This window comes from Massilia sp. KIM, assembly GCF_002007115.1.
In the GTDB taxonomy this organism is placed as follows: Bacteria; Pseudomonadota; Gammaproteobacteria; order Burkholderiales; family Burkholderiaceae_D; genus Telluria.
The window spans coordinates 2,725,244-2,736,746 of sequence record NZ_MVAD01000001.1; the positions used below are offsets into that span (position 1 = coordinate 2,725,244).

Consider the following 11,503-nt stretch of genomic DNA (forward strand, 5'->3'; position numbering starts at 1 on the left):
TCTCCGGTATTGTTGTGCCAACAATCCTAGAATAAAGCGAGATACTATTCCAATCAAATTTTCAAGCGTAGCGATACCGAAAACGATATTTGTACATACAGTAGCCGTTCAGCGCAGCAGGCGCAAGCCATACAGGGTGGCTGGCTTCGAGCCCGCCCTGGTGAGGAACTTCACGCTGAGCGCGCCCTTGCCCGCCGCGAGCACCGGGGCCGGGATGGGGAAGTCGCGGCTGTACAGCGCTTCCGGGCCATCCCCGTCCAGCGTGACGGAGGCCAGCAGTTCGCCGTTGACGAGGAGGTCGAACTGCCGCCCCGCGTCCGCCTTCGCGAAGCTCAGCCGCAGTAGCTTGGCCTCGCGCCGCGGATCCTTGAGTTCATAGCTGAACCACTTGCTGGCGCGGCGCCAGTGGCGGCCATGGCTGATGCCCGCCTCGCCGCCCTCCCCCTGGTAGAAATGATCGGCCTCCGGCTGCTGCTCGCCCGGGGCCACCTGGTCGATGGTGCGCGCGTCCAGCGCCAGCCGCTCGGCCTCGCGGGCGGCGTTGGCTTCCTGGATCTGCCGCAGGCCGGCCGGCGTCGCGTGCTGCCAGTACATCGTGTAGCGCGACTCGTGCAGGCGGAAGAACGGGACGAACTCGGTCCTCGCGCCATCGGCCCCATGCACCAGGCCGGGCGCGGTGAAGGTCAGCGGCTTGCCCTTGACCGGCTTGAACCTGCGGATGAAGTCCTGGGTATCGCTGACGAAGAGCGGCGCCGCCTCCAGCGGGCAGATCTGGCCGCTGGCGATATGGCCCATGCGCGAGTCGTCGGCCAGGAAGTTCAGCTTGTCGTCGCCGAACAGGCGGGTGCGCGCCGCCAGCACCACCGGGCCGTGCAGCACGGCGTAGTAATTGGACTGGTCCGGCATCCGCTCCAGCCGCGTGCGCATCGGCAGGCGGACGTCCACCCGGTCGCCCTTCTTCCACGCGCGCGCCAGGCTCACGTAGCCGCCGGGCTGGCCGTCGACCGGCACGGCCTTGCCGTTGACCGCGATCCGCATGCTGCCGGGAGCGACCCAGCCCGGGTAGCGGATCTTCATCGTGAAGGTCCCGCCCTCCTCCACCGTCAGGCGGGTGCTGTCCGTGTCGGGAAAACTGGTGCTCTGGGTGAGCTTGACGCCGCGCGCCCGCCAGTGCAGGGTCGAGGGGATGAACAGGTTCACGAACAGCGCGTCGCCCTCGTGCGCGTAGATGAATTCGCCGTACTTGGCGTGGCTTTCGATGCCCGAGCCGACGCAGCACCACATGCCCTGGTCCACCTGGGAATACACCCGGTAGTGATTGGGCCGCATCGGCGTGAAGTAGACGAAGCCGCCGCCCGGCCGCTGCGAGGCCAGGATGTGGTTGTAGAGCGCGCGCTCGTAATAGTCCCCATAGCTGCCCTTCTGCTCCGACTGGAACAGCATCTGGGTCAGCTTGAGCATGTTGTAGGTGTTGCAGGTCTCCGGGCCCTCGACCTCGTCGATCATGGGGCCGAAATCCTGGCGGTCGTGGAAATGCTCCTTGACGCTGTTGCCGCCGATAGCCACCGTGCGGTGCCCGACCACGGTCTGCCAGAAGAATTGCGCCGCATGGTCCAGGTCCGCGCGCTGCTCGAGCGTGAAACTGCGGTCGGACGCCAGGTCGGCGATGCGCTTGAAGCCGATCACCTTGGGGATCTGGGTGTTCGCGTGCAGGCCGGTGAGCTTGTCGTCGCCCTTGGCCAGGGGCGCGAGGATGGCCTGGTGCGAGAAGCGCAGCGCGAGGTCGAGGTATTTGCGCTCGCCCGTCATCGCGGCCACGTCGGCGAAGATCTCGTTCATGCCGCCATGCTCGCTGCGCAGCATGCGCTGCATCTGTTCGTCGGACAGGCGCGCGCTCAGGCCCAGCGCCCAGTCGGACAACTGGATCAGCATGGCGCGCGCGTCCTCGTTGCCGGCGTAGCGGTAGGCGTCGCGCAAGCCGGCGTAGACCTTGTGCAGGTTATACCAGGGCACCCACTTGCCGTTGACGGAAAAATTGTCCGCCTCGAGCTTGCCGGCGGCGACGTCGCGCCAGACCTGGCGGCCGCCGGGAATGCCGCCCAGGTAGCCGTCGCCATTGGCTTGCTGGGCGCGCTTGAGCTCCGCCACGAAGTAGTTCAGGCGGCGCAGCACCTCGCCGTCGCCGGTCGAGGCATGCATCATGGCCAGGGCCGACAGGTAGTGGCCGCCCATGTGGCCATCCAGTCCGGACGACTCCCAGTTGCCGTAGCCCGGCTTGCGCGGCGCCAGTCCGGCCTCGCGCAGGAAAGGCGCGAGCAGCCGGTCGGGCTCCATCGCCATCAGGTAGTTCAGGTCGGTGGTCTGGGCGTCGAGGAAGGGACCGGGCGTCAGGCGCACGTCGGACAGCGGGAACAACTCCGCCGCCTGCGCCCAGGCGCCCAGGACCAGGAGGGACAGCGCGGCGAGTCGGGTCTTCATCTCTGCAGGACGCCTTCCGGTGAAGAGGTTGATGCTGCGTGGACGGCTAGGCCGTCCACGCAGGGCTCAGCACATGCTCAGGCGTCGACCGACACCACGATGACCGCCTTGGCCGGCACCTTCAGCGTCAGCTTGCCGTTCGCGGCTTTCGCGCTGTAGGCGGCCGGCTTGATCGCCTGCGGCTTGTCGAAGGTGTTGTGGGCGTCCATCGCGTCGGCGGTCAGGATCTGGCCGCTGACCCCGGAGACGTTCTGGCTCGCCACGTTGAGCTGGATCTCGCTGGCGCGGGTCGGGTGGGTGTTGACCAGGGCAACCCAGGTCTTGCCGTCCTTGCCCTTGGCCGCCGAGGCGCTGATGCCCGGCACGCTCTTGCCGTTGACCGAATAGGCCACGTCGTTGTCCACCGCCACCGGCAGCGAGGTCGCATCCTGGAAGGGGATGTACATCTTGTAGGTGTGGTAGGTCGGGGTCAGCAGCATCTTCTCCTTGTCGGTGATGATCATCGCCTGCAGCACGTTCACCATCTGCGCGATCATGGTCATGCGCACCCGCTCGGCATGGGCGTGGAAGATGTTGAAGTTCAGGGCCGCCACCACCGCGTCGCGCAGGGTATTACGCTGGAACAGGAAGCCCGGATTGGTGCCCGGCTCCACGTCGTACCAGGTGCCCCACTCGTCCACCATGAAGCCGAGTTTCTTCTGCGGGTCGTTCTTGTCCAGCACGGCGACGTTGCGGCGGACGAAATCTTCCATGCGCATGGTCTGCTTGATGGTCGAGAACCATTCCGACTCGGGGAAGCCGGTGGCGGCGCCCTTCTTGTCCCAGTCGCCGGTCGGCAGCGTGTAGTAGTGGAAGCTGATGCCGTCCGTGCCCTTGGCGGCTTCGCGGCTCAATACGTCGGTCCAGGTGGTGTCCTCGCCGTGACCGCCGCTGGCGATGATCTTCGGACGCGCCCCCGGCGGCGTCTTCAGGAAGGTCGCGTAGTGGTTGTACAGATTGGCGTAATACTCCGGCTTCATGTTGCCGCCGCAGCCCCAGGCCTCGTTGCCGATGCCGAAGTAGGCGACCTTGAAGGGCTTGTCGCGGCCGTTCTTGCGGCGCTGCTCGGCCAGGGTCGACTTGGAATCCGAGGTCATGTACTCGAGCCACTCGGCCATCTCCTGCGGCGTGCCGGAGCCGAGGTTGCCGTTGACGTAGGCCTCGGTGCCCAGGATCTCGACCAGGTCGAAGAATTCGTGGGTGCCGACCGCGTTGTCCTCGGCCACGCCGCCCCAGTGGGTGTTGACCTTCACCGGACGCTTGTTGCGCGGGCCGATGCCGTCGCGCCAGTGGTACTCGTCGGCGAAGCAGCCGCCCGGCCAGCGCACCAGCGGCACCTTCAGCTCCTTCAGCGCGCCCACCACGTCGTTGCGCCAGCCGCGGGTGTTCGGGATCTTCGATTGTGGGCCGACCCACAGGCCCTCGTAGATGCCGGTGCCCAGGTGCTCGGCGAACTGGCCGTACACGTTCCTGTTGATGACCGGGCCGGGCTTGGTGGTGTCCACCGTGACGCTCACCTGGGCGAAGGCCGGCACGGCCGCCAGGGCGAAGGCGAGGATGGTGGGCTTGAGTAAGTTCATGCGTGTCTCCTGTTGTTGTACGGGCGTTCTATTTGAATACGGCGACGAAGCCGCCGTGCGCTTGGATGGTGATCCTGTTCTTGCCGGCCCGGATGGCGGTGTCGGCGAAGCTGCGTTCGCCCTTCCCGTCCGTGACCAGGGTGCCGCTGCGTCCTGCCAGGAAGGACAGGTCGAGATCGAAGCTGCGTTCGCTGTCGTCGGCATTGAAGCCGGCCACGTACCAGCTGTCGCCGCTGCGGCGCGCGAGGATGGCGTAGCGGCCCGGATAGCCGTCGATGAAGCGCACGTCGTCCCAGCTGCGCGGCAGGTCCTGCAGCAGGGTTTTCACGGCGGGCGGCACGCCGGCCATGCCTTCGGGGCGCTCGGCGAAATGCTGGATCCCGGACAGGAACAGCACCGACTGGGCCAGCTCGAAGCCGTTGCGGGTGGCGCGCTTGATCTTGGGGATGTCGCCGAATACCACGGGAGTGAAGTCCATCGGATCGAACAGGTTGCGGGTGAAGGGCAGCATGGCGGCGTGGGTGGCGACGGCGTCCTGGTCGCGCTGGCCGAAGGTCGCGAATTCGAAGCCGCGCACCGCCTCCGCCGTCATCAGGTTGGGATAGGTGCGCGACCAGCCGCGCGGCAGGGTCGATCCGTGGAAGTTCACCAGCAGGCCAGCTTTGGCGGCGTCGTTCAGGATGTCGACGTAGTAGGCGATCATCGACCTGCCGTCGCCGGCGAAGAAGTCGATTTTGACGCCCTTGACGCCAAGCTCGCGCAGGCGGGCGAACTCCTTCTGGCGCTGGGCAGGCGTGAGCAAGGCGCTCTTGGGGCTGTACGGCGTCTTGTTCCAGTCGCCCGAGGAGTTGTACCAGACCAGGATGCCGACCTTCCTGGCTTCGGCATAGCGCACCAGCTCTCCCAGCTTCTCGTAGCCGATCTTGCGGTCCCAGTCGGCGTCGACCAGCGCGTAGTCCCATTTCATGTCGGCGGCGAAGTCGACGAAGCGCTTCTGCACCTCGAACACGGTGCCGTCATCCTTGAGCAGGGCCCAGCTCCAGGCCGCGTGACCCGGCTGGATGCGCGCCTGGTCGATGGCGATGGCGGGCGCCGCGAGGTCGGTGCCGAGGGTGGACTCGACCAGGGTCTTGAGCGTGCCCAGGGCCACGATGCGCCAGGGCGTCAGAAGATCGCCGCGGCTTTCGGCCAGCAGGCCGCCCTTGGTGAACACCTCCGCGGCGGCCGGCGGCGCGAGGCGGTAGACGCCGCCGAGCGACTGCGAGGCCAGGCGCGACGCGTGGAAGCTGCCGTCCATGCCCGCTTCGGTCAGGGCCACCCAGGTGTCGCCGGTGCGGAACAGGGCCGGGAAGACCCAGCCGGCGCCCAGGGTCGACGGGGTGCCGACCGGGATCTCGCGCTGGTAGTGCTCTTCGTAGGACGGATTGGTGTTGCTCCAGCCGGTCTGGGCGACCGCCATCGGCTGCAGCCAGGCCTTGGCCTGGGGGTCGAAAGCGAAGCCGGTGGATTCGCTCACGAACTGCTTGCGGGCCAGCCTGGGGTCGCGCACGGCGTAGCGGAAGGCGATGCCGTCGTCGGATGCGCGGAACACCACTTCCATGGTCTGGCCCGCCGCGTTGCGCACGGTATAGGTCTGTTCGTTGGCCTGGTAGCTGATGCGGCGCTTCTTCGCCGTGGCGAGCTCGTAGGCGTCCCGGACGGGCCTGACGGCCGATTCGGCGGCGACGGTGAGCTTGCCGCCGAAGTCGGCGCCCTGCAGTGTCAAGCCGAGGGGGGACGGCAGGATGACCGGCTTGCCGTCGCGCGTGACGGCGTAGCTCAGGGTGCCGTTGGCGGACACGGAGACGTCGACCTTGATGCGGCGGTCGGGGCTGCTCAGCGTGGCGGCCTGGGCCTGGGCGCACAGCAGGGCGATGATGGCCAGCGGGATACGGCAGCTTGCGTTCATGGTGGACTCCGAAGAGCCGCCGTCATCCCGGCGCAGGCCGGGATCCAAGTTGATCGATCAGCCGGCAAACTGGGATCCCGGCCTGCGCCGGGATGACGGTGGTAGGTTAGCGGAAACAAGGGACGGACATGGCAAGGACGGCGCGAGCCTGAGCCAGGCACGCGCTCGTCAAGTCCACCCCGCATCCACCACGAAGTCCTGGGCCGTGCACATCCTGCTGTCGTCGGCCCCGAGGAAGAGCACCATGCGGACCACGTCGTCCGGCATCAGCTTGCCCGGCAGGCACTGCGCCTTTTTGATCTCCTCTTCGGCCGCCGCGTCCACCCACAGGTCGAGCTGGCGCTGGGTCATCACCCAGCCAGGCGTCACCGTATTGACGCGCACACCGAAGGGGCCGAGGTCGCGCGCCAGGCTGCGCGTCAGGCCGATCACGGCCGCCTTGGTGGTCGCGTACACCGGATAGCCCGCGCCCTTGGCATGCCAGGACATGGAGCTGAAATTGATGATCGATCCCCCGCCCTTCCTCTTCATCCCCGGCAGCACCGACTGGATGGTGAAGAACATCGGACGCTGGTTGATGGCGATGCGCTCGTTCCAGTAGTCGAGCGAGACGTCCTGGATGTCGTGGCGCTGGTCGTTGGCGGCATTGTTGACCAGCACCTCGAAGTCGCCCAGCTGTTCGGCCAGCTCGGCCATCGTGCGCTGCAGCGCCGGAATGTCGGTGATGTCGCAGTGACGGAACACCGGGGCCGGATAGCCGGCCGCGCCCAGCCGCTCGCACAGCGCCTCGCTGGCCTGCTTCGCGATGTCCACGAAGGCGACCACCGCGCCCTGCTCCACGAAGGCGCTCACGATCGCTTCGCCGATGCCGGTGCCGCCGCCCGTGACGAACACGCGCTTGCCCTGCAGGCTGGGATACTTCGCTAATCGGTTCATGCTGTCTCCATGCTTCTTATTGTGCGGCCCTTGTCAGTCCCTGGTCAACGCACCATCGCGGCGGCGCCAGATCGCCAGCGGATTACCGTCGCGCAGGGCCTCCGGCAGCAGCTCGTCCGGCAGGTTCTGGTAGCACACCGGACGCAGGAAGCGGTTGATCGCGCCGGTGCCCACCGAGGTGCTGCGTCCGTCCGCCGTCGAGGGGAAGGGACCGCCGTGCACCATGGCGGTGGAGACCTCGACCCCGGTCGGATAGCCATTGGCCAGGATGCGGCCGACCTTGCGCTCCAATACCGGCAGCAGGGCCTTGGCCTCGGCGTAGTCCTCGCGCTCGATCTGCAGGGTCGCCGTGAGCTGGCCTTCGAGGGCCTCGGCCACCTGGCGCATCTGGCCGGCGTCGCGGCACACCACCAGCACCGAGGCCGGGCCGAACACTTCCTCGTGCAGCTCGTGGCGCGCCAGGAAGTCCTCGGCGCTGGTGCGGAACAGCGCCGCCGCGCCCTTGCCTTCCTCGTGCTCCAGGCGCGCGAGCGTGCTCACCGCCTCGTTGCCGGCCAGCGCGGCGACGCCCTTGTGGTAGCTGTCGGCGATGCCCTGGCTCAGCATCACGGCCGCCTGGGTCGCCTGCAGGGCCTCGGTGGCCGCCGCGCAGAAGTCGGACAGGCCAGGGCCATCCACGGCCAGCACCAGGCCGGGGTTGGTGCAGAACTGGCCCACGCCCAGGGTCAGGGAGGCGGCGAAGCCCTTGCCGATCTCCGCGGCGCGGCGCTCCAGCGCATGCGGCATCAGGAACACCGGGTTGATGCTGCTCATTTCGGCGTACACCGGAATCGGCTGCTTGCGCGCGGCGGCGACCGCCATCAGCGCGGTGCCGCCGGAGCGCGAGCCGGTGAAGCCGACCGCCTGGATCGCCGGGTGGCCGACCAGGGCCTGGCCGATGCCCTTGCCGGTGCCGGTCAGCAGCGCGAACACGCCGGCCGGCAGTTCGCACTCCTGCACCGCCCGGGTGACGGCGCGCGCCACCAGTTCGGAGGTGCCGGGGTGGGCTGAATGGGCCTTCAGGACCACCGGGCAGCCGGCCGCGAAGGCCGAGGCGGTGTCGCCGCCGGCCACCGAGAAGGCGAGCGGAAAGTTACTGGCGGCGAACACGGCGACCGGGCCGAGGCCGATCATGCGCATGCGCAGGTCCGGGCGCGGCGGGGTGCGCTCGGGCAGCGGGGTGTCGAGCCGCGCGTCCAGCCACGATCCTTCGCGCAGCAGCGTGCCGAACATGCGCAGCTGGTTCACGGTGCGCATCCGTTCGCCCTCCAGGCGCACGCGCGGCAGGCCGGACTCAAGCATCGCGCGTTCGATCAGCTCGTCGCCGATGGCGAGGATCTGCTCGGCCACCGTGTCCAGGAAGTGGGCGCGCTCCTCGTTGCTGGTGGCGCGGAAGACGTCGAAGGCCTCGCCCGCCAGGCGGCAGGCGCGGTCGATCTGCTCGGGCGTGACCATGTGGAAGCTGGGTTCCAGGTAGTCGCGCAGGGTCGGGTCCCAGGCTTTGAACGAGCCCGCGCCGCCGCGTTCGCGCGCGCCGCCGATGAAGGCTTCTCCGGTAATCGTCATAAGGTCTTCACTTTCACGTATTGGGTTTCACGGATGGCCAGCCGGTTGCGCAGGGCCGGGCCGAAAATCGGCGACTCGACCTCGAAGGTCTCGCCCGCCTCTACCCGCACGCCGTCGGCGAAGCTGAGGGTGGCGGTGCCGAAGAAATGGATGTGCACGTCGCCCGGGCGCTTGAACAGGCCGTACTTGAAATGGTGGTACTCCAGGTTCTCGATGCTGTGCGACATGTTCTGCTCGCCGCTCACGAAGGCCTTTTCCCAGCGCACCTGCCCTGCCTTGTCGCGGATGCGCGAGACGCCCTCGACGTGGGCCGGCAGCTCGCCCACCAGCAGGGCCGGGCCGACGCCGCAGTTGCGCAGCTTCGAGTGCGCGAGGTAGAGGTAGTTCTGGCGTTCGGTGACGTGGTCGGAAAACTCGTTGCCGATCGCGAAACCGAGGCGATAGGGCTGGCCGTCGTCGCCGATCAGGTAGAGGCCGGCGATCTCCGGCTCCTCGCCGCCGTCGAGCGCGAAGTCGGGCATGTCGAGCTCCTGGCCAGTGGCGCGCACGATTGAGCCGTCGCCCTTGTAGAACCATTCCGGCTGCACACCCGGCGTGCCCGGGGCCGGCTTGCCGCCTTCGACGCCGAGGCGGAACATCTTCATCGAGTCGCTCAGGCTCTCGACCTCGCCGCCGATCTTCTTGTGCATGGCGTCGCGGGTGTCGGCGCTGCCCAGGTGGGTCAGGCCGGTGCCGGTGACCTGGCAGTGGGCGGGGTCCGGATGGTCGAGCGGGGCCAGGATGCGGCCGGCGGCGGCCAGCTCTTCGTAGCGGAAGTGTTCCTGGCCGGCGGCGGCGTCGGCCAGCTCGCCCAGCGTGGCCCTGGCGGCGATGGCGGCGCGCGCCAGCTCCAGCGTGCTGGCGTAGCCGTTGACGACCCGCACCAGGTCTTCGTGCAGGATGCCGATGCGGCGCTCCCCGGATTCGGTCTTGAATTGTACGAGCAGCATGGCCCGGTCTCCTTGTCGCTATATGTCCGCCGGATGAACGCGCGCGCCTGCGCCGGCAGGCGCAAGCGCGCGCGTCCCCGCCGGATCAGTGGGAATGCTTGGGAACCGCCGAACCGCGGCAGCCCACCAGGAAGTCGAAGTCGCAGCCCTCGTCGGCCTGCAGCACGTGGTCGAGGTAGAGCTGCTGGTAGCCGCTCTTCTTCTGCGGCTGGTTGGCCTCGGCGCGGTCGGCCAGGCGGCTGCGGATCTCCTCGTCGGACAGCTCGAGATTCAGCAGCCCCTGGTGGCAGTCGAGCTGGATCATGTCGCCGTCGCGCACGATGCCGAGCGGGCCGCCGGCCATCGCTTCGGGCGCCACGTGCAGTACCACGGTGCCGTAGGCGGTGCCGCTCATGCGCGCATCCGAGATGCGCACCATGTCGGTGATGCCGCGCGCCAGCAGCTTGGGCGGCAGGCCCATGTTGCCCACTTCGGCCATGCCCGGGTAGCCCTTCGGGCCGCAGTTCTTCATGACCAGGATCGAGTGTTCGTCCACGTCCAGCTCGGGATCGACGATGCGTTCCTTGTAGTGGTCGAAGTCCTCGAACACGACGGCCTTGCCGCGGTGCTTCATCAGGTGGGGCGAGGCGGCCGAGGGCTTGAGCACGGCGCCGCGCGGGGCCAGGTTGCCGCGCAGGATGCAGATGCCGCCGTCGGCGATCAGGGGATTGTCCAGCGTGCGGATCACTTCGTCGTTGTAGATCGGCGCGTCCGCGCAGTTCTCCCACAGGCTCTTGCCGTTGACGGTGAGCGCATCCTTGTGCGGCACCAGGCCGCCTTCGCCCAGGCGGCGGATCACGGCCGGCAGGCCGCCGGCGTAGTAGAACTCTTCCATCAGGTAGCGGCCCGAGGGCAGCAGGTCGACCACGGTCGGCGTGCCCTTGCCGATGGCGGTCCAGTCCTCCAGCTCGAGCGGCACGCCGACGCGGCCGGCGATGGCTTTTAAATGGATCACGGCGTTGGTCGAGCCGCCGATGGCGGCGTTCACGCGGATCGCGTTCTCGAAGTTCTCGCGCTTGAGGATCTTGGAAAGCTTCAGGTCTTCGTGCACCATCTCGACGATGCGGATGCCGGACATGTGGGCCAGCACGTAGCGGCGCGCGTCCACCGCCGGAATCGCGGCGTTGTGCGGCAGCGAGGTGCCCAGGGCCTCGGCCATGCAGGCCATGGTCGAGGCGGTGCCCATGGTGTTGCAGGTGCCGGCCGAGCGCGAGTGGCCGGATTCGGCGGACAGGAATTCGTGCATCGTGATCTTGCCGGCCTTGGCCTGCTCGTGCAGCTGCCAGACGGCGGTGCCGGAACCGATGTCCTTGCCGTTCAGCTTACCGTTGAGCATGGGGCCGCCGGTGACGACGATGGTCGGCAGGTCGACGCTGGCCGCGCCCATCAGGAGGGCCGGGGTGGTCTTGTCGCAGCCGACCAGCAGCACCACGGCGTCCATCGGATTGCCGCGGATGGATTCTTCGACGTCCATGCTGGCCAGGTTACGGGTCAGCATGGCGGTCGGGCGCAGGTTCGATTCGCCATTGGAGAAGACGGGGAATTCGACCGGGAAGCCGCCGGCTTCGAGGATGCCGCGCTTGACGTGTTCGGCCAGCTTGCGGAAGTGGGCGTTGCAGGGAGTGAGCTCGGACCAGGTATTGCAGATGCCGATGATGGGTTTGCCCTGGAATTCGTGGTCGGGAATGCCCTGGTTCTTCATCCAGCTCCGGTACATGAAGCCATTCTTGTCCTGGGTTCCGAACCAGGCCGCGGAGCGCAGCGTGGTGGTCTTCTTTTGCTCGGACATGCAGAGTTCTCCTCGTTATTCTTCGGCCTAGGGCAGCTGCACCACCCTGGTGTCTCCCGATCAGCGATGAGAAATACTAAAATGCACGTAGATAACTTTC

At 67.6% G+C, this 11,503-nt stretch carries 7 protein-coding genes; all 7 read right to left on the bottom strand.

The window, feature by feature from the left end; genetic code table 11:
- Positions 1-108: 108 nt before the first annotated feature.
- A complete protein-coding gene (locus tag B0920_RS11880) occupies positions 109-2,478 on the bottom strand; it encodes a glycoside hydrolase family 127 protein (protein WP_078032697.1) in 2,370 nt (789 codons plus the stop codon).
- 77 nt (positions 2,479-2,555) lie between these two features.
- Positions 2,556-4,097: an alpha-N-arabinofuranosidase gene (locus tag B0920_RS11885; protein WP_078032698.1), complete on the bottom strand. Its 1,542-nt coding sequence runs from the start codon at positions 4,095-4,097 to the stop codon at positions 2,556-2,558.
- 28 nt (positions 4,098-4,125) lie between these two features.
- A complete protein-coding gene (locus B0920_RS11890; RefSeq protein WP_078032699.1) occupies positions 4,126-6,045 on the bottom strand; it encodes a glycoside hydrolase family 97 protein in 1,920 nt (639 codons plus the stop codon).
- Positions 6,046-6,213: 168 nt separating this feature from the next.
- Entirely contained in the window at positions 6,214-6,981 is a 768-nt protein-coding gene (locus B0920_RS11895) for an SDR family NAD(P)-dependent oxidoreductase (protein ID WP_078032700.1), read from the bottom strand.
- A gap of 33 nt (positions 6,982-7,014) precedes the next feature.
- On the bottom strand, positions 7,015-8,586 hold the full coding sequence (locus B0920_RS11900; protein ID WP_078032701.1) for an aldehyde dehydrogenase (NADP(+)): 1,572 nt from the start codon (positions 8,584-8,586) through the stop codon (positions 7,015-7,017).
- The gene (gene araD1, locus B0920_RS11905) at positions 8,583-9,575 is read right to left on the bottom strand and encodes an AraD1 family protein (protein WP_078032702.1); all 993 of its coding nucleotides are present in this window, start codon (positions 9,573-9,575) and stop codon (positions 8,583-8,585) included. Before araD1 ends, B0920_RS11900 begins: the two co-directional genes overlap by 4 nt.
- Before the next feature lie 85 nt (positions 9,576-9,660).
- Positions 9,661-11,403: an IlvD/Edd family dehydratase gene (locus B0920_RS11910; protein WP_078032703.1), complete on the bottom strand. Its 1,743-nt coding sequence runs from the start codon at positions 11,401-11,403 to the stop codon at positions 9,661-9,663.
- Between the last annotated feature and the right edge of the window lie 100 nt (positions 11,404-11,503).